Source organism: Thermococcus sp. CX2, from assembly GCF_012027555.1.
GTDB lineage: Archaea > Methanobacteriota_B > Thermococci > Thermococcales > Thermococcaceae > Thermococcus.
In genome coordinates, this window is the sequence record NZ_SNUQ01000001.1 from 591640 (window position 1) to 611748 (window position 20109).

The following is a 20109-nucleotide window of genomic DNA, read 5'->3' on the forward strand; positions in this document are numbered from 1 at the left end:
CCCTCACCTCCTCACTATCTTGAGCTTGGCGTCCGCCCCAAGCTCCTGGGCGACCTTTAAGAGGAGCTTCCTATCGTCTTCGGGCAGCCTTTCCACTGGTATCAGTATCAGGTCGCGTATAGACAGGTCTATCTCGTTTCCCTTTGCCCCGAGGCTCTCCTTGATTATCTCGATGGTTTTCTCCTTCAGCGTGCCTATTTCCTCTAACACGGCCATGTCGCCGGCGAAATGCGCCATCGCCTTCGAGACGTAAGGTGGATTAACGTACACTAGCTTTAACAAGTGCCAGGTGCCTCTTTTCGTAGGCATCCTTCAACCTCCAGTACTCGTTTTCGAGGAACCTTATCGCGAACTTCACACGGGAGTCCTTCTCCCTCAGGAAGTAGCCGATGACCAGCTCGTGGAGCCTCTCCCTCGGGTTCTCGCTCTCCTGGGCCTTCTCCACAAGGGCCATGAAGTCCTCGAGAACCTTCTCCCTGTCAAAGTATCCCACGACGCGCCTCAGGGATTCTCTGAGCGTCAGGTAAATCCTCTCCTCAATCGGCCTGTCGGGCAGGACGAACTCAATCTCGTCTGCATAGTAGTACTCGCCCTTCATCTTCTTCTCCTTCAGGCCGAGGAGCTGGGCCAGTCCATAGAGTATCTCCTCCGGACTCGGTGGGCATCCTGGTATGTACATGTCGGGCTTTTTCCCGTACTCCGCCAAAAGAACCTCTATTCCGCCCGTCCTGAGCCTGTCGCTTCCCCTCTCCGGGTTCGGGTTGTAGATTGGGTAACCGTTGTAGAATATACCCCCGCTGGACGCGCAGGTGCCTATGGCCACAACTATCCTCGGCTTCGGCGGCATCGCCTCGTAGGCGGCTTTGACAGCGTAGTAAGTCTGCCTCGTGAGTGGGCCTGAAACGAGGAGGGCATCGGCATGTCTTGGACTCGGCACGAGCTTTATTCCGAGCCTCTCGGCGTCGTAGTAGGGCGTGAGCACGTCGAGTATCTCTATGTCGCAGCCGTTGCAGCTCCCACTGTCAACGTGGAAGACCCAAACGGACTTCAACCCGCTCATCTCCTCTCACCCGTCACCTTTGAGCCTCTCGGATAGAGGGAAAGGAGAAGGCTATCCGCATAGGGCCCTTGAACCGCCAAGGTCTTGGCGCTCTCCTCCATCCTGCACTCCCTGCAGAGAAAAGCCCTCTCGGCTATGCCGTGCTGGTCAATGACTTCCTTCGGCAGAATCTGGAACATCTTCCCTATCTGCCTCTCGGTGAACTCCTCGTACCGCCCACAGCGCGGGCATCTGTAGAGCTTGTGGTCAACAACCTCGATGAGGTCCTCCTTGTTCGGCGTCGCTATCTCGAACCTCGTTGTGCCCTGCATCGCACCGGTTGGACAAACCTCGACGCAGCGGTGGCACCTTATGCAGCGCGCGGCGTTGAAGACTATCCTCTTCCTCCCGTTCTCGAAGTCCCACTCTATCGTGAGCGCGTCTGGTGGACAGGCCCTAACACAGGCGCCACAGCCAATGCAGAGGTTGGGGTCTATGTGGGGTATGCCCCTGTACTCCGGCGGCTTTTCGATATCAACAAAAGGATAAGGAGTCGTGACGGGAGCCTTCTTAACGTCCTCCTCGGGCCGCTTCCAGAACTTGAGCCTGTCGGTGAACGAAATCGCCTGGGCCATCAGGCCACCTCCTTGCCCTTCTTTATTGAGAGCATGTTGAACTGCTGCTCGTTCAGGGTCTGGGCCTTTCCGGTCTCAACGTCCACTATCTGGACCCTCTCCGTACAGGAGTAGCACGGATCTATGCTCGCTATGATGAGCGGAGCATCGGCGACGCTGTAGCCCTTGAGCATCTCTGGAACGGCGGGCAGGTTGTTGTAAGTCGGCGCCCTGACCTTCCAGCGGTAGACCTTGTTCTTTCTGTCAGTCATGACGTAATGGACGACCTCACCCCTTGGAGCTTCACTGTAGCCAAGGGCCTCTTCATACTCCGGAAGTTCCCCTATCGGCACGAAGACGTCTCCTCCGGGCATTTGGTCGATGGCCTGCTCAATTATCCATATGCTCTCGAACACCTCGTCCATCCTGATGAGGAACCTCGCCAAGACGTCGCCCTCCTTGTAAACCGGCACCTTGAAGTCCAGATCCTTGTAGGCCGCGAAGGGCTGGTCTCTCCTAACGTCAATGTTCCTTCCGCTGGCCCTGCCGTTCGGGCCGAGAACAGAATATGCCTTGGCAACTTTGTACGGCAGAATTCCAACCCCCTCGGCCCTCTTGACGAAGGTTGCCGTACCGGTCGCTATCTCGATGAACTCCTCGACCTGCTTCCTGAGCTCCCTGATCTTCTCCATTATCATCTCCTTGCGGTAGTCGAGGAAGTCCCTCCTAACTCCTCCGACGATGTTGATTCCGTAGGTCTTCCTGTTTCCTGTGAGCCTCTCTGCGAGCCACATGACGGGCTCCCTGATGCGCCAGGCGTGCATGAAGCCAGTGTCAAAGCCAGTCAGGTGAGCCGCAACACCAGCCCAGAGCATGTGGGAGTGAATCCTCTCTATCTCAAGCATTATCGTCCTTATGTACATGGCCCTCTCGGGGATTTCAACGCCGGCTATGTTTTCAACCGCCTGAGCGTAGCTCGTCGAGTGCTGGAAGCCACAGATTCCGCAGATCCTCTCGGCTATGAAGAGCACCTGGTTGTAGGTCAGCCTCCCCTCTCCTATCTTCTCGATTCCCCTGTGGGAGTAGAAGCCGCGGTAGTCAACGTCAACTACCGTTTCCCCCTTGACGAATATCCTGAAGTGTGCCGGCTCGTCGAGCGCCAGGTGGTACGGACCAATCGGAACCGTCATCGTGTCGGGCGGCCCAGGCTTGTAGTAGCACTTTGGCGTGTCCATCGGCGAGGCCTTGTAGTCATGGTCCTTCCTGAGCGGGTAGACACCTTCCGGCCAGTCCTCCGGCAGGACGAGCCTCCTCAGGTCGGGGTGGCCTTTGGGGTTGAAGCCAAGCAGGTCGTAGACTTCCCTCTCCGCCCAGAGGGCTGCTGGAAGCTCCGCAGCTATGGAGGGGAACTCCGGGTTGTCCTCGTCGAGGTAGGCCTTCAGAATAACCCAGTAGTTCCTCTCCCCGTTTCCAGGCTCAACGGCAACGTTTATCACCGGAGCGTAGGCGAACTTTCCGGCGATGCTCCTCTCATCGGTTCCTATTCCCATCGAGAAGTGGGTTTCTTTCAGTTCGGGATGGTTGTGCCAGTGGAGGACCATCTCCGGAAGTGCCTCCCTATCAACGACGAACAGGTACTGGTTCCTCGTCAGCTTCTTGCACTCGAAGATTGCCTTCCTAAACTTCTCCACGAATTCCTTTAGATGACCATCCTCAAGGACGTCCTCAACTTCAGCTGATCTGCATCCACCTGCACATACGCTGCACTCCATAATTCACCACCCCACCAGCGCTATTATCAGGACAGCAAGGGACATCAGGAAGACCTTCTTGTTAAGGGAAACCGCCTGGTCGATCCTCAGGCGGGCGTTTGCAGCCTCAACGGCCACGGCAAGCGAATAAAGCAGAAACGTAACGACCAGCTGGGCGACGAGCAGTGCCACTGGACCCGTTATACCGAGAGACCTCATGGCGGGAATCACAATCATAGACGCCAGCAACCAGAGCAGGACAACCCTCTTGACGAGCAGGGCGTACTTGAAGACTCCGAGGAGCCTTCCGCTGTACTCGGTGAGCGGGCCCCCGATTACTTCGGTTTCCGCCTCAGCTATGTCAAATGGAACGAAGCCGCCCTCAACGTAGACCGCGTAAGCCAGCAGGATGTAAGCGAGGGCAACGGAAAGCGAAAGGCCAGCGCTGAAGGGCATCTCAGCGACGTTGAGCGTTCCAAGCTTGAATGCCAGGACACCGAAGACGACGGCCAGCACTGGCTCAATCGAGAGTATCAGCATGACCTCCCTGTGTCCGCCTATGTGCGAGAACGCGTTCTGGACGGAGAAAGCAGCAAGTATCATCACTATACTGACCATCGCCATGACGTAGAAGAACACTATGAGGCTCTTTCCAAAAGCCAACACCGGCTCGCTTCCGAAGGGAAGCATTAGGCCGCCGGCAATGGCAGATGCCAGGGCTATGTACGGGGCCAGCCTGAAGATTGGGCTGTCAGTGGGGAGCACTGACGACAGCTTGAGAAGCTTTTCGAGGTCGTAGAACGTCTGCATTATAGGCGGTCCTCTCCGGTACTGAATCCTTGCTTTTATTCTTCTCCCTATTCCGTCAAGGAACGGTGGAAGGAGGAAGAGGACGATTGGAGCGGCGATAATGCTTACGTAGTCCATCACCATCACCTCACAACACGAGGAGTGCGAGTATTATCACCGTGGTCAGCATTGAAGCCAGGAAGAGCTCGTCCATGGACACCGAGATGCCCGCTGCCAGCACGGCGATGTTTTTGACTAGATCCATTATCGGCGCGAAGAATGCCTCGTCCAGGTACCTGACGGTGCGGTGGCGAAGCTCGTCAAGGGTGAAGGAGCGCTTCTTCTCCCTGCCGGTGTAGACGAGGCCCCTGGCGAGAACGAGGTAGACGGACATCAGAGCAGAGAGAAGGACCCTTCCGACCTTGCCAGCGGCGCTTCCAAGCTTATAGAGGCCCCCCATCTCGGTAAAGTACTGCCTGTAATAGTCCCTGGCCTTCGCTCCATACCTCTCCTCCGGCAGGAAGAGCGCTCCAGTGTTCCAAGGTTTGACATCGGCGGTCTTTGGTCTGAAGACGAAGTATGAAGCAACCGCAATGAATGAAACCGCAAGGAGCAGGGCTATTGGTGAGAAGTACTCAAAGTCAGTGGATATCGAGCCCATTGTAACGGTGACGTCGCCGCCATTCAATGAAATCGTTAATATCGGGTAAGCGATAGCTGGAAGTATTCCAACGGCAAGCGAGGTTAAGGCAAGGATTCCCTCACCGAGGAGCATGCCCGACGGGACTTCCCTGGCGTTCTCAGTCTTCTCGTTCGGTTCACCTCCAAAGGCGGAAGTATAGAGCTTGAGCGAGTACGCCAGGGTTACGGCGCTCATGAACACCGCCATTACGGAGCCAAAGACGAAGAGGCCGATTCCAGAGTAGTAGCCGGCCTGGTAAATCATCCACTTGGAGAGGAAGCCGCTGAAGAGGGGCACTCCAGCGAGGGAGAGCGCACCTATGACGGTGAAGAGCGACGAGTACGGCATTGCCCTCCTCAAGCCACCAAGCTCGTTGAGGTCAGCCGTTCCGGCGGAGTACTCGAAGTTGCCCGAAATGAGGAAGAGCAGCCCCTTGAAGAGGGTGTGGTTGAAGGAGTGGAAGACTCCAGCGAGGAAGGCCAGGTAGGCCAGGCTCTCCATGCCCCTCGTCAGGAAGACCATACCCATGCCCACCGCGAACCAGATGTAGCCCATTTGTCCAACGCTTGAGTACGCGAGGAGTCTCTTTGCGTGGGTTTCTCTGAGGGCATAGAGGGTTCCGAAGGTCAAGGTGAGTATGCCGACGATGACGAGAACGTAGCCAACGCTCTCACTGCATGGCAGGGCGTTGCAGAGGAGCCTTATCAGACCGTAAACCGCCATCTTCTCCATGACGCCGGCCATCAGCGAGGCTATATTGCTGGGAGCTGCCTCGTAGGCATCAGGTACCCAGAACTGGAAGGGCACGCTTCCAGATTTCGCAAGGAAAGTTACGAGGAACATTGCGTAGAGCAGCTTGAGCTGGATCGGAGAAAGGGACGATGAAACCTCCTTAAGCGTGGCGTAATCAACGCTGAAGCTTCCAGTGGCGGAGTAGATTATGCCGAGGGCCACGAAGAGGGGCACGGTGTTGGCGAGCTGCATGGTAAGGAGGTATTTAATTCCAGCGTCCTGCTCCCTCCAGCTCACGAAGACGAAGGAAGTTAGAGTCATCAGCTCCCAGAAAAAGACGAACCAGAGCAGGTTTGACGTCAGAGCCACGAATACAATCGACAGCACGAACGTGCCGTAGAGGAGGGTGTACGCCAGTGGTCTTCCGGTATCTCTGTGGACTTCCATATAAGAGATGGAGTACACCGAAACCACGAGGCTGAGCAGGGCGATGATGAACAGGAACGGGAGGGAGAGGCTGTCTATGATTAGGGGAATGCCCAAAAAGCTCTCCTGAACGGGGAGTCCTCTAGATAGGGCATCAGCAGCTATGCCCAGGAGGGATAAGGATGCCATGGCTGAGAGGACGCTCGAAATCTTAATGCTCCGCTTAAAGTCCCCAACCAGGCCGGAAATCGCTGAGAGTGAGTAGAGCGAGATCGGAATTTCCATCATCCCGCATCACCCCATGAACCCTATCTGAGTCACGAGCTTCACGCTCAGGAACGGCGCAACGATGGACAGGACTATTAGGACTACGAGGACAAAGCGCATCAGAGGAGAAACTTCTGCACTCTCCTGGAGGGGCTCGCTGAACACCATCCTCTTAATCCACCCGAGCGATACCGCAAGGAAAACCGTGGCATCGGCCAGCACTAGGAAGAGCGGAATCCAGCCGACCCAATTGGCTATCGCTGAGGCGTTCATGAAGAGGTACGCCTTGCTGAAGAACAGGCCGAGCGGAGGAACTCCAGCCAGGCCGAGAAGGGCCAAGAACCAGCTCGCGCCAACGACCGGAACGAGCTTTCCGAGGCCCTTAATCCTCTCCATGTCGAGCGTTCCAAAGGCGTAGCTGAAGGTTCCCGCGGTGAGGAAGGCGAGCCCCTTGACGAAGGCATGGTTGGCCAGCTGGAACATGGCCGCTTGGAGGCCGTATGCAGAGCCGAGCACGGCATAGAGCACGCCGACGTACATCACTCCGGCCTCTGCTATGGTGGAGTAAGCAAGGAGTCTCTTGGCGTCCTTCTGGAGCGGGTAGTAGAGAATTGCTACGAGCAGGGTCAGCGAGACGAAGACGAGCATAACGTAGAAAGCTGTCTCTGGAATCGGCTGCATGAACTGAGTAACCCTGGCGAGCAGATAGACGCCCATCTCAACCATCGCTGCACCGTGGAGGAAGGCACTCGCTGGGGTAGGAGCGGCCATCGCGTCCGGAAGCCATGAATAGAGCGGGAACTGGGCGCTCTTAGTAAAGGCCGCAACCATTACGCCGAGGAACACGAGAAGCTTGAGCTCATCATTCAGGTTCTGGAGCGCATAGATGCTCAAATCATGGAGCTTGAGGATGCCAATGCCAACGGTGGTGTAGAGGCCCACCATGGCACCGAAGTTCGGCACGAGCAGGGCCTTGTATGCAGCCCTCTCGGCTTTCGGGCTCTTATAATACCCAACGACACCCCAGCAGGCGAGTCCCATTATCTCGAAGAATATGAGCAGCTGAAGCGTCGTGGAGGAGTATATGAACGCCAGCGTAGCCCCAACGAAGATGACCATCCAGGCGTAGAACCTGCCCTTATCAGAGTAGACAGGGTGCTGCTTGTTCCTCTCGCTCATGTAGTCCACCGCGTAGAGAAGGAACAGCACGCCAGCCAAGCTCACGACAAAACCGACCAAAACGCTCATCGGGTCGATTATAACGCCGTAGACTTCACCGAGGGAAGAAGTTTCGAGGTAAACGATGTGATAAGCGCCACCGACCTTTAGGTATTCAAGGACTCCAACCAGATTAGCCAGGAAGGAAGACACAACGGCGATGAGCATGAATACATCGGCCTTTCTACCGTCTAATTTGAACAGGAGCGGACCGAGGAGCAGGGGGATCAAAAAAGATATGATGAAGGGAGAGGCGTTCATCCCGGCACCTCCTTTCATCTGATGAGGTAGGCCTCGAGGACGTTGGTCCTGTCACCAATGTCCTTAAGCTCGGCGACTATCTTTCCTTCTCTGGCCCAGAGGACATCGTTTATGTCGCCGTACTTGAGGGCCTCAGTTGGGCACGCTGAGACACAAGCCGGAAGCTTTCCTTCGGCTCTCCTGTGGGCACAGAGGTCGCACTTGTCCATTATCTTGTTGTACTCGTCTATCTTCGGAATGCCGAATGGACAGGCGAGGCCGCACATGAGACAGCCGATACACTTGAGGGGGTCGAGAACGACTGCGCCATCATCGTCCTTGGAGAGCGCGTTAACTGGACACACTTCCATACATGGAGCCTTTTCACAGTGGCGGCAGTTGAAGGCGACGCTGGTCAGATCGGGGAACTCAAAAACCCTAATCCTCGCTTCCCCGTGCTCCATTTCACAGGCGACTTCACAGGCCTTACAGGCGATGCAGCGCTTAAAATCAATAAATATCTTCTTGCTCATTTAAATCACCCCTCAACCTTGGAGATTCTACATGCGGCCGTCTTCAGCTCGGGCATCTTGGCGTATTCGTCAAGGACGTCCTTGGTCAGATAGTTGAAGTCCCAGTGCCACGGCGCGGCAACGACGCCCTCCCTGATGTGCGGTGTGACCTTAGCCTTGAAGACGAGCGCTGCCCTCCTGGTCTCGACCCTCACGAGGTCGCCGTCCTTTATGCCGAGCCTCTTCGCGTCGTTCTCGTTGATCTCAATGTACTCCTCCGGCCACCTCTTGCTCAGGCTCTTGCTCCTGTGGCTCATGGTTCCGGTGTGGAAGTGGCCAACGAGCCTGTAGTTGGTGAGCCAGAACGGGTACTCCTCATCGGGGACTTCTCCAGGCTCTTTATACTCCACAGGTATGAGCTGGGCCTTTCCGTTTGGCGTGAGGAAGCCCTGGACAAAGAGTCTCGGAACCTCAGTGTTCTCGTCTGGGCAGGGTATCATACAGCCTTTGAGGTTCTTCTTGAGCCTCTCGGGTGTCGCGCCAGCAAGGGGCGGAATGATTCTGTTTATTTCTCTCAGGATGTCGTCTGCATCAGAGTAGTTGAAGTACTCTCCAAAGCCGAGCTCCTTAGCGAGCATAACAAGGATTTCCCAGTCAGGCTTGGCCTCTCCCGGTGCGTCAGCAGCCTTAAAGCTCCTCTGGACCCTTCTCTCGAAGCTTATGGCGGTTCCGTCCTTCTCAAACCATGCAGCCGCTGGAAGTACTATGTCGGCGTATTTCGCGGTCTCAGTAAGGAAGATATCCTGGACGACGAGGAACTCGATGTTCTTAAAGGCCTCCTCAGCCTTCTTGAGGTTCGGAAGGGCCTTGGCAGGGTTGGTTCCCATGACGTAGAGGGCCTTGAGCTTGCCCTCAAGGATTGCGTCAATCATTTCAACGTAAGTGATTCCAGGCTTCTCTGGGATCTTGAAGCCCCATGCCTCCTCAATTCTCCTCTTGTGCTCCTCGGCGTGGAGCGGGAATCTTCCTGGCAGTTCGTGTGGTCCAATACCCATGAGGCCAGCGCCCATACCGTTGTGGGCACCGGGTATAGCTCCAGACATAACGCCCTCCTTTCCAAAGTAGCCGCAGAGAACCATCATCTCAGTGATAGCCATAACAGTCCTCGTTCCGTTGGCGTGCTGGTTCACACCCTCGTTCGTCAGCAGGGCGGCGGTTCCGGCCGTTGCAAAGGTGATTGCAGCCTTCCTTATGAGTTCAGCCGGAACACCGCTGACCTTTTCAGCCCACTCCGGGGTGTACTTTTCGACGGTCTTGGCGAGCTCCTCAAAGCCTTCCGTGCGCTCCGCCACGAAGTCCTTATCATAGAGCTCCTCGGTGATTATGACGTTGAGCATAGCCAAGGCAACAGCAAGGTCAGTTCCAGGATAGGGCTGTATGTGTATGTCCGCGTACTTCGCGGTCTTTGTCTTCCTCGGGTCAACGACGATTAGCTTGGCACCGTTGTCGAGGATTGCTTTCTCAATGTACTGGCCGAAGAAGACCGGGTTGGTCGCAGCCGGATTGTATCCCCAGAGGACAATGACCTTGGCCTTGAGAATGTCCTCGAAGGGGTTCGTCAGGCCGGGGTGTCCAAGAACCATTCCTTTACCTGCAACGGCGGTTGACTGACACATCCTACATACATACTCGATGTTGTTGGTTCCCAAAGCCCTTGCCAGCTTCTGGAGAACGTAGTTCTCCTCTATGGAGCACCTTTCACTTCCGAGAAAAGCAAGAGCCTCCGGGCCGTACTTCTCCTTGATTTCCTTGAGCTTCTGGGCGATTTCCTTAATAGCTTCCTCCCAGCTTATCTCCACGAATTTGCCCTCGCCTCTCTCGCCGACTCTCTTGAGAGGCCTCTTAAGCCTGTCTGGGTGCCTGAGGTACTGGAAGGCAGCGACACCTTTCGGACAGAGCTTGCCGTGGTTCCTGGTGTCATGTTCGTAGTCAAACTCAATTTTCTTGGGGTATCCATTCACATTTACTATGTAGAACCTACAACCAACGGAACACCACGGGCAGACCACTGGCACCAACTTCTCTGCCATATGCATCACCCAAGTCGGCTATGACTGACTGGTCAGTTTACTCGAACGCAGTGAGTAATGAATCATTTAAATAGTTTTCCTTAACGTTGTGTTGTACACACAGTTGGTTTTTTAGTGCAAGTTCGTGTTCTTTGGCCAATTGATAACAAAAAGTATGGATTTTGTTGTCCACCAAAATCATATTATTCAGATCGGAATGAGAATGCTAAAATGGGTAACAATTCGCGTATATGGAGCTGCACTTTGAACTACAATAACGAGATGAACACAAAAAAGCATCCTTAAGTTAAACAGATTTTCCAAATGAGAAAGGGCCCATTTAGTGATTACGTTTACCACCTCCGGACAACAACGCCCAAATGCACAAAGATGCTCAAGAAAAAGGGATTATGCAAAAAATTATTCACAGCACCGCCTAGTTTTTCAAACTTTTCTCTATTAACTTGATAAGTTCTGAAACGTAATCCACATCCGGGGTGCACGAATATTCAACAAAAACCAATCTCGAAAAGAGGGCACCATAAAACGCCTTAAAAACCACCATGGCAGTTTTTTCATCCACGTTTGCGAGCTGAGATATCTTCTTGGCACCCTTGGAAATCGCCTCTGTGCAGAATGTCCTGTGGATTTCCTCAACCTCTTTTATTTTGCTTCTCACCGCCAGCGTGTAGAAGAATAGGGATCGCAAGACCGGATCGCAGTAATATACAATGTACGCCTTTGCAATACTGTGCAGAAACTCCGTAAGGCTCTCGTGCTCTCTTTCAAGCTCCTCCCTTATTGCGGAGTACGGCAGGGACTGGAGAGCAACGATTTTTATCAGCTCCTCTTTACTCTTAAAGTAGTTGTAGAAAGTGCCCTTAGCAACCCCTGCCTTCTCAACGATTTCATCAACGGTAGTCTTATCATAGCCCTTCTCGGCAAAGAGTTCCTCTGCAGCTTTCAGTATCCGCTCTCTGGTGTCCATTCCCAGCACTCCCCGCGTTATACTGACTGCGAGGTCATTGGCGTTATATAAAAAAGTTACGGCAATTCAAATAATTCGCGGGGAAGACCTGTGTTCATCATGGAGGTAAGAAGAGCTCCTAAAGGAGGACAAGCCCCTTAGTCTTTGAGAATTTTTGGTTTGCGAGTTTAATCAGGTCTTGAGGTGGAACTGTAATCTCCAGTTGGAGAGATTATCCTTTTAGTTGAAGTTACATGAAATTCTTTTTTATGCAACATTTAAAAAGCCCCCGGCAAACCTAGAAACAGGTGAGAGAAATGTGTCTGGCGGTTCCAGCTAAGGTTCTCGAAATCAACGGAAACGTTGCGATTGTTGATTTCGGAGGCGTAAAGAGGGAAGCGCGCCTTGACCTGCTTCCTGATGTCGAGGTTGGCGATTACGTGATTGTGCACACGGGCTTCGCAATAGAGAAGCTGGACGAGGAGCGCGCTAAGGAGATACTCGAAGCATGGGACGAAGTCTTTAGAATAACCCGGGGCGGAGGACTCCCGCGGAGGGATTGAAATGCTCGAAAAGTTCAGGGACAAGGAACTCGCCCAGAAGATAGTCAGGGAAATCCACGAAGAGGCAAAGGGCCTCGAAGAGGTTCGTTTCATGCACGTCTGCGGAACCCACGAGGACACGGTAACGAGGAGCGGAATTCGATCACTGCTTCCAGAGAATGTCAAAATCGTCAGCGGCCCCGGCTGTCCCGTCTGCATAACGCCGGTCGAGGACATAGTCAAGATGCAGGAGATAATGCGCCAGGCCTATGAGGAAGGGGACAAGATAATCCTCACTACCTTCGGCGACATGTACAAGATACCAACGCCAAGAGGAAGCTTCGCCGACCTGAAGAGCGAAGGCTACGACGTCAGGGTGGTATATTCCATCTTTGACGCCTACAAGCTCGCCAAGGAAAATCCCGACAGAACAGTGGTTCACTTCAGCCCTGGCTTTGAAACCACCACTGCACCAGCCGCTGGAATGCTCAACGCGGTCGTTGAAGAAGGACTTGAAAACTTCAAAATCTACTCCGTTCACCGCTTAACGCCCCCAGCAGTTGAGGCTCTGGTGAAGCAGGGCACGAGGTTCCACGGATTAATAGACCCCGGCCACGTCTCCACAATAATAGGAGTGAAAGGCTGGGAATACATAACCACCGAGTACGGTGTTCCCCAGGTTGTTGCCGGCTTCGAGCCGGTTGACATGCTCCTCGCGATCCTGCTCCTGATAAGGATGGTCAAGGAAGGCAGAGTTGAGATAATCAACGAGTACACGAGGGCCGTCAAGTACGAGGGCAACATCACCGCTCAGGCTCTCATCGAGAAATTCTTTGAGGTAACGGACGCGAAATGGCGCGCCCTAGGGGTTATTCCCAAGAGCGGACTTGAGCTGAAGGACGAGTGGAAGGAGCTGGAGATAAGAACCTACTATAACCCAGAGGTTCCCAAGCTACCAGACCTGGAGAAGGGCTGTCTCTGCGGGGCAATACTGCGCGGCTTGGCACTTCCACCGCAGTGCCCGCACTTTGGGAAGACGTGCACTCCGAGACATCCGGTTGGCCCATGCATGGTGTCCTACGAGGGAACCTGCAGCATCTTCTACAAGTACGGGGCGTTATTCTGACACCAAAGGTTTAGAACTCGCTCCTAGTTTTTAACTTTTGGTTTTAGAAACGTATAAAGGCTGTAAACATTAAAGAGAAACCGGTGAGAGGAATGAAAGCTTACCGGATTCACGTTCAGGGTATCGTTCAGGCCGTTGGTTTCAGGCCATTCGTCTACAGGATCGCTCACGAGCATGATTTGAAGGGCTACGTCAAGAACCTCGGAGATGCAGGAGTGGAGATAGTAGTTGAAGGCCACGAAAAGAACATCAACGCTTTTCTGCGCGATTTAAGGGAGAAGCTCCCCCCTCTCGCTAGAATTGAAAGGATCAAGAAAAGGGAGATTCCAGTTCAAGGTTTCGACCGATTCTATATTGAAAAGAGTTCCCCTGGCGGCTCTGGAGGAGACTCAATAATTCCACCCGATGTGAGCATCTGCGACGACTGCGTCAGAGAGCTCTTTGACCCCACCAACAAGCGCTACATGTATCCCTTCATCGTCTGCACTAACTGCGGGCCAAGGTTCACGATAATTGAGGATCTGCCCTACGACCGTGAGAACACAACCATGAAGGAATTCCCGATGTGTGACTTCTGCGAGAGTGAGTACAAAGACCCCCTCAACCGGCGCTATCACGCCGAACCGGTATGCTGCCCCGTCTGCGGGCCAAGTTACAGGCTCTATACAAACGACGGCGAGGAGATAATCGGCGACCCCCTGAAGAAAGCCGCCGAGCTGATAGACAAGGGTTACATCGTGGCTATCAAGGGAATCGGCGGAATTCACCTCGCCTGTGACGCCACTAGAGAAGACGTCGTCGAGGAGCTCAGGAAAAGGACCCTCCGCCCCCAAAAGCCCTTCGCGATAATGGCAAAGGATATCGAGACAATAAAGGAGTTCGCCTTTATCGGTCCAGAAGAGCTGGAGGAACTCACGAGCTACCGCAAGCCCATCGTGACGCTCCGCAAGAAGGAACCCTTCCCACTCCCGGAGATACTCGCACCTGGGCTCCACACCATCGGAGTCATGCTCCCCTACGCGGGGACGCATTATATACTCTTCCACTACTCAAAAACCCCCGTTTACGTCATGACCTCCGCCAACTACCCCGGAATGCCGATGGTCAAGGACAATGAGAAGGCCTTCGAGGAACTGAAAGAGATGGCTGATTACCTCCTGCTCCACAACAGGAAGATACTTAACAGAGCCGACGACAGCGTAGTCCGCTTTGTGGACGGCAAGAGGGCCATTATCAGGCGCTCCCGCGGCTTTGTTCCACTCTCGATAGAGATACCCTTCGGGTACAGCGGGTTAGCCATGGGAGCAGAGCTCATGAACGCCTTCGGCTTTTCCAAGAACGGAAAAATCTACCCAAGCCAGTACATAGGCAACACCTCAAAGGTTGAAGTCTTGGAGTTCATGCGGCAAGCCATAGAGCACTTCAAGAAGATACTCCGCATCAAAAAGCTGGATTTAATCGTGGCCGACCTTCACCCCTCATACAACACCACTAAGCTCGCGATGGAGATGGCCAACGAGCTTGGCGTCGAGTTCCTGCAGGTTCAGCACCACTACGCGCATATAGCCTCAGTGATGGCCGAGCACAACCTCGACGAGATAGTGGGCATAGCGGTCGACGGCGTCGGCTACGGAACCGACGGCCACACCTGGGGTGGCGAGGTGATATATCTCAGCTACGAGGATGTCGAGCGCTTGGCCCACATTGACTACTATCCACTTCCAGGCGGGGATCTAGCCAGTTACTACCCACTCAGGGCGTTAATGGGAATCCTCAGCAAGGTTTACGGCATAGATGAGCTTGAGGAAATTATCGAGAAGTGCTGCCCGAAGGCGGTAGAGAGCCTCCCCTATGGAAGGGTCGAGTTCAACGTCATCCTCACCCAGCTGGCAAAGGAAGTGAACACTACCTACGCCTCCTCAACTGGAAGGGTGCTCGATGCCTTCTCCGTCCTGCTTAACGTGGCCTACAGGAGGCACTACGAGGGTGAACCGGCTATGAAGCTTGAGAGCTTCGCCATGCGCGGCAAGAACGACCTCGGCTTTACTGTTCCGGTGGAGGGTGAACTGATAAAGGTCGAGGAGCTGTTCAGGCAGGCCCTAGAAGTGAACGCCGCACCCGCTGATGTCGCCTATTCGGTTCACCTCGCCCTCGCGAGGTCTTTCGGTGAGATAGCTGTGGAAAAAGCTAAAGAGTTCGGGGTCAAGAACGTTGGAATCAGCGGTGGCGTTGCATTCAACGAACTCATCGTAAAGACAGTAAGGAAGATCGTTGAGGCCAACGGTCTGAAGTTCTACTCAACCTACGAAGTTCCAAGGGGAGACAACGGAATAAACGTTGGCCAGGCCTTCCTCGGGGGATTGTACCTTGAGGGATACCTGAGTGGAGAGGACCTCATGCTGTGAAAAGGTTAAATGCCGAAAGGGCGATAGGCTGCAAAGGTGGGAGGATGAAGAGGAACCGAGCCGTGAAATCGCAGAGGAGAATAAAATCCTCGCCGCTGTTAGGAGAGAACTCCCCATAGCCTCGTTAGTCTTGAACTAAAAGCCTGTTGGAGGGATAAAAATGAAAATCAAGCTCGAGCACGGTGCCGGTGGAGAAATAATGGAAGAGCTCCTGAGGGATGTGATACTGAAGAACCTGAGCCTCAATAGTGCGGGAGGAATAGGGCTGGACGCTTTAGACGACGGTGCAACGATACCCTTCGGGGATAAGCACGTCGTCTTCACTATCGACGGCCACACGGTTAGGCCCATATTCTTCCCTGGCGGCGATATAGGACGCCTGGCAATCAGCGGAACGGTCAACGATTTAGCCGTTATGGGGGCCCAGCCCATAGCCTTGGCAAACTCAATGATAATCGAGGAAGGCTTCGACGGTGAGGACTTCATTAAAATCCTCCGTTCGATGGACGAGACGGCAAAGGAAGTGCCCGTTCCAATAGTTACTGGCGACACCAAAGTTGTGGAGGACGACATAGGCATCTTCGTCATCACCGCAGGCATAGGAATAGCTGAGAGGCCGATAAGCGACGCTGGGGCCAAAGTGGGGGACGTTGTTTTAGTTAGCGGGACGATAGGAGACCACGGAATAGCCCTGATGAGCCACCGCGAGGGAATTGCCTTTGAGACCGAGCTGAAGAGTGACGTGGCGCCTGTTTGGGAAGTGGTTAAATCTGTGGCAGACGCAATAGGCTGGGAGAACATCCACGCCATGAAGGACCCGACGAGGGGTGGTTTAAGCAACGCCCTCAACGAGATGGCCAGAAAGGCCAACGTGGGCATACTCATCCGCGAGGCGGACGTGCCTATAAGGCCGGAGGTAAGGGCAGCCAGTGAGATGCTCGGAATAAGCCCCTTCGATGTGGCCAATGAGGGCAAGGTCGTGATGATAGTTCCAAAAGAGCACGCTGAGGATGCTCTTGAAGCGATGAGGAAGACGGAGAAAGGAAGGAACGCTGCCATAATCGGCGAGGTTATTGAAGACTACCGCGGAAAGGTCTTAGTTGAGACGGGCATAGGCGGAAAGAGGTTTTTGGAACCACCAGCTGGAGACCCGGTTCCGAGGGTCTGCTGATTTTTCCCATTTTTGTCCTTAACCTTGAGTTTAGGAAAGCTATAAATCGTCCTTCTTCGAGATTTCAATTGGTGAGAGCATGATAATAGCGAAACCCTGTGTTACTATGAAGGGGACTGTAATAAGCGGGTATTCCTGGGATAAAAAGATTGAAGTGGACATTACCAAGACCGCCCAATGTCTAAAGGAAAGAGGCTATACTATCAAGAGGCTCTTCCCCGGGATGATGCTGATCTTGGAGATGGACGGCTATGAGGTCAGCGTTTATCCCAGCGGCAAAATAATCGTCAAGCTCCTCGAGGACTCAAAGAAAGGCGAGGAGATTGCTAGAATCATATACGACTGTGCTGGAGTTCTGGAGGTGGTATCGTGAGGATTCCCGACGATGTTAGAAAGGACATACCCCTGACGAGCGAGGTTATCTACTTCGACAACACGGCGACTTCACTCACGCCGAAGCCCGTAATAGAGGCGATGGATGAGTACTACCTCAGGTACAGAGCAAACGTCCACAGGGGAGTTCACAGGCTCTCCCAGATGGCGACCCACAAGTACGAGGAGTCCAGAAAGATCGTGGCAGATTTCATCGGGGCAAAGTTCGAAGAGATAGTCTTTACAAAGAACACGAGCGAGAGCCTGAACCTGGTTGCGCTTGGCCTTGAGCATCTCTTCAAGAAGGGAGACAGAATCGTGACCACACCCTACGAGCACCACTCCGATTTACTGCCCTGGCAGCGTCTGGCCAAAAAACTGGGCCTCAAACTGGAGTTCATAGAGGGCGACGACGAGGGCAACCTCGATTTAAGTGATGCAGAAAAGAAGATAAAGGGAGCGAAGCTTGTCGCTGTTCAGCACGTCTCCAACGCTCTCGGTGTTATCCACGAGGTCGAGGAGCTCGGGAAGATGGCCAAGGATGAAGGCGCGATATTCGTAGTCGACGCCGCCCAGAGCGCCGGCCACATGGAGGTAGACGTCAAGAAGCTCCACGCCGATTTCCTGGCCTTCTCCGGTCACAAAGGCCCGATGGGGCCAACTGGAATAGGCGTGCTCTACATCAGGGAGGAGTTCTTTGAGACCTTCGAGCCGCCTTTCATTGGAGGCGGAACGATAGAGGACGTATCGCTCGACGGCTACAAGCTCACCGAGCCACCGGAGCGCTTCGAGGCCGGAACGCCAAACATCGGCGGTGCGATCGGTTTGGCCGCCGGAATCCGCTACATCGAGAGGATTGGACTGGACAGAATCGAGAAGCAGGAGTACAAGCTCGTTAAGAGGACCACCGAAGGCCTCGATGAGCTCGAGATTCCATGGTACGGGCCGCGCAATTTGAAAAAGCACGCAGGTGTTGTCAGCTTCAACGTGCCACCGCTTCATCCACACGACGTCGCGGCCATACTCGACGACCACGACATCATGGTTCGCTCGGGCCACCACTGTGCGCTGCCCGTGATGAAGAAACTGGGAATAAACGGGACGGTGAGGGCATCGTTCCACGTCTACAACAGCATTGAAGAGGTCGAGACCTTCCTGAGCGTTATGGAAGAGCTCGTGAGGAATCTCAGGGAGTGACCCGACCCTTTTTCTATTTCTCCGCAAACGCATGCCAAGGCGGCTTGAAAAAGAGAAAAATAACTTCATCCGCTTATTTTCATCCACAGCTCCTCCACCTGCGAAACAGGTCTGATCTCCCTGCCTTCAAGGCTTTCTATGATAAAGCGCTGGTCATAGGGTATAACGACATCGGGTTTAACGGGGAGCTTGTCCTCTATGCCAGGCAGGGCCTTGTTGAGAACCAGGACGTGCTTGAGACCGAGGCTCCCGGCCAGACCCTCAATCTTCTTTGACAGTTCGAGAGACTCGGCCGAAGGCTCGGCAACGTCTACGATGACGTCAACGTACCTGTCAATACCCCTTCCAAAGTGCTCTATTCCAGCCTCAGTATCAACGATGAGTACCTCGTTGTCATCCAGATTTATACCCTCAAGGAGCTTTCTGGCAAGGAAGCCGTAGGGACAGGCACAGCCCTCTTCTGCTTCCTCTATCTTACCTATGGTCAGAACGGCGAGGTTGCCCTTCCTTGCGAGTATTTCCCCCGGAATGTCATCAAGGGTCCAGTTGAAGAGCTCCTCGTCGAGCTCTCCCTTACCCTCCGCCGCCATGAGAATCTTTGCTCCCCGTCTGCCACCCAGATGCTCAGCCAGAGTCTTAACCTTCGGCAATCCAAGCATCCTGTAGAGACCCGGGTTAGATTCATCGGCGTCGATTATCAGGACCCTGTAGCCCTTATCCTCCAAGTATTTACCGAGCATGGCCGTTATGGTGCTCTTCCCACAGCCACCTTTACCGCTGACGAGAATCTTCATTCGTATCACCAAACGCAAAAAAAGTAACACAATTTAAAAGGTCTTTGGTTCAGCTCTTTATGACCCGCACCATCTTCTCCATCCACGGACTCACGCGCACCTTTATGTAGCCAGTCAGCTTTTCGTCCACGTCTCTGTCACCAGTGTAAACCCTGATAATCCCGTCCCGTATCTTTGAGGGCAATGCCACAACGATTATATTCTCCTTGGGGATTCTCCTCAGCACCTCCGCCGAGAACTGCTGATTGCCCCTGCCGAACAGGAAGCCGAGGCCGCCGATGACGGTAACAACTATCTTGGGGTTCTTATCGACGAACTTAAGGAGGTCTTTTTCAGCCGCATCCTTCACAAGAAGCCGGGCCTTTCCGTCCTTAACTTCAATGACGTCCACGCCTAGGAGGGTTCCATCAATGCCAAGATTATCTTTGATGCGTTTTATCGTCGAGCCGGCACCGAGGAAGTAGATCCCATCGCTTTCGAGGATTTCCTCGGCCAATGCCTCGGCTATTGCTTCAAGCTCCTCTCCTTCATCCAGAGGGGTGGCCTCCTTGCTCCCCTGCACAAGGGTCTCGACACACGGAACGAGGGCTTTGCCGTAGTGTCTCGGCTTTACTTCATCATGCCTGTAGGCCTCTTCGTCGAGGTCCATAACTTCTCTCTCGACGATTCGAGCATTTCCTCTGATGAGCCCCACGATAATCTTTGCTGCGTTCTCTGGTGAGGTTGCGAATACTCCAGAATACATCTTCACCCCTGTCGGGATGCCGAGGATTGGGACTTCCTTTCCAACGGCGGAGTAAACGTCCCTCGCCGTTCCGTCGCCACCGGCAAAGACGATAAGTTCAACTTTCCCGAGCATCTCCCTGGCGAGCTTTTGGGTGTCTTCTGCGGTCGTATCCGGGAGCTTGAGCCCGCTAATTTCACGGTAGGAAACGTCCCTATGCCTGATAACACCAAAGGAAAAATTGAACTCCTCCAGCACTTCTTCGCCGAGGCCATCCGGGCCTGTGAGGAACTCAATTGAACGGGACTCTTCGTAATGAGACAGCTCCCCAAGAAAAAGCCTCACGATATCTTTAGCTATCGGCTTGGCCCCCCTCCTCACAGCCTCTTCGACAACCCCATCAGTTCCCTTCAGGGCCACCCTGCCCCCCATTCCGGCTATGGGGTTTATGATTAAACCGATCCTCATGGGC

The 20109-nt window shown here is 53.9% G+C and carries 18 protein-coding genes; 6 read left to right on the forward strand and 12 right to left on the reverse strand.

Going from position 1 to position 20109, the window contains the following annotated elements; all coding sequences use genetic code 11:
* Positions 1–3: 3 nt before the first annotated feature.
* The 10 genes from E3E23_RS03325 to E3E23_RS03370 form a co-directional block, all read right to left on the reverse strand.
* Positions 4–270: a hypothetical protein gene (locus tag E3E23_RS03325; protein ID WP_167906291.1), complete on the reverse strand. Its 267-nt coding sequence runs from the start codon at positions 268–270 to the stop codon at positions 4–6.
* Positions 260–1060, reverse strand: a complete 801-nt coding sequence (locus tag E3E23_RS03330) for an NADH-quinone oxidoreductase subunit B family protein (protein WP_167906292.1) — start codon at positions 1058–1060, stop codon at positions 260–262. Before E3E23_RS03330 ends, E3E23_RS03325 begins: the two co-directional genes overlap by 11 nt.
* Positions 1057–1674 (reverse strand): NADH-quinone oxidoreductase subunit I, encoded by a 618-nt coding sequence (locus tag E3E23_RS03335; RefSeq protein ID WP_167906293.1) that lies wholly within the window; start codon positions 1672–1674, stop codon positions 1057–1059. The genes E3E23_RS03330 and E3E23_RS03335 overlap by 4 nt, the downstream gene beginning before the upstream one ends.
* Positions 1674–3425 carry an NADH-quinone oxidoreductase subunit C gene (locus E3E23_RS03340; RefSeq protein WP_167906294.1) on the reverse strand — a complete coding sequence of 584 codons (1752 nt, stop codon included), beginning with the start codon at positions 3423–3425 and terminating at the stop codon, positions 1674–1676. Before E3E23_RS03340 ends, E3E23_RS03335 begins: the two co-directional genes overlap by 1 nt.
* Before the next feature lie 3 nt (positions 3426–3428).
* Positions 3429–4331: a respiratory chain complex I subunit 1 family protein gene (locus tag E3E23_RS03345; protein ID WP_167906295.1), complete on the reverse strand. Its 903-nt coding sequence runs from the start codon at positions 4329–4331 to the stop codon at positions 3429–3431.
* Positions 4332–4341: 10 nt separating this feature from the next.
* Positions 4342–6321 (reverse strand): complex I subunit 5 family protein, encoded by a 1980-nt coding sequence (locus E3E23_RS03350; protein WP_167906297.1) that lies wholly within the window; start codon positions 6319–6321, stop codon positions 4342–4344.
* A 6-nt stretch (positions 6322–6327) separates the two neighbouring features.
* Positions 6328–7779, reverse strand: a complete 1452-nt coding sequence (locus E3E23_RS03355; RefSeq protein WP_167906299.1) for a hydrogenase 4 subunit D — start codon at positions 7777–7779, stop codon at positions 6328–6330.
* 14 nt (positions 7780–7793) lie between these two features.
* Positions 7794–8291 carry a 4Fe-4S dicluster domain-containing protein gene (locus E3E23_RS03360; RefSeq protein WP_012571238.1) on the reverse strand — a complete coding sequence of 166 codons (498 nt, stop codon included), beginning with the start codon at positions 8289–8291 and terminating at the stop codon, positions 7794–7796.
* 5 nt (positions 8292–8296) lie between these two features.
* Complete coding sequence (gene fdhF / locus E3E23_RS03365) at positions 8297–10360, reverse strand: formate dehydrogenase subunit alpha (protein WP_240920724.1); 2064 nt, start codon at positions 10358–10360, stop codon at positions 8297–8299.
* A 415-nt stretch (positions 10361–10775) separates the two neighbouring features.
* The gene (locus tag E3E23_RS03370) at positions 10776–11327 is read right to left on the reverse strand and encodes a TetR/AcrR family transcriptional regulator (RefSeq protein ID WP_167906303.1); all 552 of its coding nucleotides are present in this window, start codon (positions 11325–11327) and stop codon (positions 10776–10778) included.
* Between the two features lie 296 nt (positions 11328–11623).
* Here E3E23_RS03370 and E3E23_RS03375 point away from each other — a divergent pair, with 296 nt between their 5' ends.
* The 6 genes from E3E23_RS03375 to E3E23_RS03400 all read left to right on the forward strand — a co-directional run bounded on the left by E3E23_RS03375 (position 11624) and on the right by E3E23_RS03400 (position 18119).
* Positions 11624–11869, forward strand: a complete 246-nt coding sequence (locus tag E3E23_RS03375; RefSeq protein ID WP_068666102.1) for a HypC/HybG/HupF family hydrogenase formation chaperone — start codon at positions 11624–11626, stop codon at positions 11867–11869.
* 1 nt (position 11870) lies between these two features.
* Positions 11871–12974 carry a hydrogenase formation protein HypD gene (hypD, locus tag E3E23_RS03380; protein WP_167906305.1) on the forward strand — a complete coding sequence of 368 codons (1104 nt, stop codon included), beginning with the start codon at positions 11871–11873 and terminating at the stop codon, positions 12972–12974.
* Positions 12975–13066: 92 nt separating this feature from the next.
* Positions 13067–15379, forward strand: coding sequence for a carbamoyltransferase HypF (hypF, locus tag E3E23_RS03385; RefSeq protein WP_167906667.1), 2313 nt, complete (start codon positions 13067–13069; stop codon positions 15377–15379).
* Positions 15380–15539: 160 nt separating this feature from the next.
* Positions 15540–16550 (forward strand): hydrogenase expression/formation protein HypE, encoded by a 1011-nt coding sequence (hypE, locus tag E3E23_RS03390; RefSeq protein WP_167906307.1) that lies wholly within the window; start codon positions 15540–15542, stop codon positions 16548–16550.
* A 79-nt stretch (positions 16551–16629) separates the two neighbouring features.
* Complete coding sequence (locus E3E23_RS03395; protein WP_167906309.1) at positions 16630–16923, forward strand: hypothetical protein; 294 nt, start codon at positions 16630–16632, stop codon at positions 16921–16923.
* Positions 16920–18119, forward strand: coding sequence for a cysteine desulfurase (locus E3E23_RS03400; protein WP_167906311.1), 1200 nt, complete (start codon positions 16920–16922; stop codon positions 18117–18119). The genes E3E23_RS03395 and E3E23_RS03400 overlap by 4 nt, the downstream gene beginning before the upstream one ends.
* A gap of 65 nt (positions 18120–18184) precedes the next feature.
* Here the strand turns inward: E3E23_RS03400 and E3E23_RS03405 are convergent, their stop codons facing one another.
* Together E3E23_RS03405 and E3E23_RS03410 are read right to left on the reverse strand one after the other, a co-directional pair.
* Positions 18185–18913 carry a P-loop NTPase gene (locus tag E3E23_RS03405; protein WP_167906668.1) on the reverse strand — a complete coding sequence of 243 codons (729 nt, stop codon included), beginning with the start codon at positions 18911–18913 and terminating at the stop codon, positions 18185–18187.
* 49 nt (positions 18914–18962) lie between these two features.
* Positions 18963–20105: an ATP-NAD kinase family protein gene (locus E3E23_RS03410; protein ID WP_167906313.1), complete on the reverse strand. Its 1143-nt coding sequence runs from the start codon at positions 20103–20105 to the stop codon at positions 18963–18965.
* Positions 20106–20109 lie beyond the last annotated feature (4 nt).

Excerpts from the sequence above, each read along its gene's own strand:
- hypE (WP_167906307.1), top strand. The coding sequence starts at position 15,540 with ATGAAAATCAAGCTCGAGCACGGTGCCGGTGGAGAAATAATGGAAGAG.
- E3E23_RS03340 (WP_167906294.1), bottom strand. The coding sequence starts at position 3,425 with ATGGAGTGCAGCGTATGTGCAGGTGGATGCAGATCAGCTGAAGTTGAG.
- hypD (WP_167906305.1), top strand. The coding sequence starts at position 11,871 with ATGCTCGAAAAGTTCAGGGACAAGGAACTCGCCCAGAAGATAGTCAGG.
- E3E23_RS03335 (WP_167906293.1), bottom strand. The coding sequence starts at position 1,674 with ATGGCCCAGGCGATTTCGTTCACCGACAGGCTCAAGTTCTGGAAGCGG.
- hypF (WP_167906667.1), top strand. The coding sequence starts at position 13,067 with ATGAAAGCTTACCGGATTCACGTTCAGGGTATCGTTCAGGCCGTTGGT.
- E3E23_RS03330 (WP_167906292.1), bottom strand. The coding sequence starts at position 1,060 with ATGAGCGGGTTGAAGTCCGTTTGGGTCTTCCACGTTGACAGTGGGAGC.
- E3E23_RS03375 (WP_068666102.1), top strand. The coding sequence starts at position 11,624 with ATGTGTCTGGCGGTTCCAGCTAAGGTTCTCGAAATCAACGGAAACGTT.
- E3E23_RS03345 (WP_167906295.1), bottom strand. The coding sequence starts at position 4,331 with ATGGACTACGTAAGCATTATCGCCGCTCCAATCGTCCTCTTCCTCCTT.
- E3E23_RS03360 (WP_012571238.1), bottom strand. The coding sequence starts at position 8,291 with ATGAGCAAGAAGATATTTATTGATTTTAAGCGCTGCATCGCCTGTAAG.
- E3E23_RS03355 (WP_167906299.1), bottom strand. The coding sequence starts at position 7,779 with ATGAACGCCTCTCCCTTCATCATATCTTTTTTGATCCCCCTGCTCCTC.
- E3E23_RS03405 (WP_167906668.1), bottom strand. The coding sequence starts at position 18,913 with ATGAAGATTCTCGTCAGCGGTAAAGGTGGCTGTGGGAAGAGCACCATA.
- E3E23_RS03350 (WP_167906297.1), bottom strand. The coding sequence starts at position 6,321 with ATGATGGAAATTCCGATCTCGCTCTACTCACTCTCAGCGATTTCCGGC.
- E3E23_RS03410 (WP_167906313.1), bottom strand. The coding sequence starts at position 20,105 with ATGAGGATCGGTTTAATCATAAACCCCATAGCCGGAATGGGGGGCAGG.
- E3E23_RS03370 (WP_167906303.1), bottom strand. The coding sequence starts at position 11,327 with ATGGACACCAGAGAGCGGATACTGAAAGCTGCAGAGGAACTCTTTGCC.
- E3E23_RS03395 (WP_167906309.1), top strand. The coding sequence starts at position 16,630 with ATGATAATAGCGAAACCCTGTGTTACTATGAAGGGGACTGTAATAAGC.
- fdhF (WP_240920724.1), bottom strand. The coding sequence starts at position 10,360 with ATGGCAGAGAAGTTGGTGCCAGTGGTCTGCCCGTGGTGTTCCGTTGGT.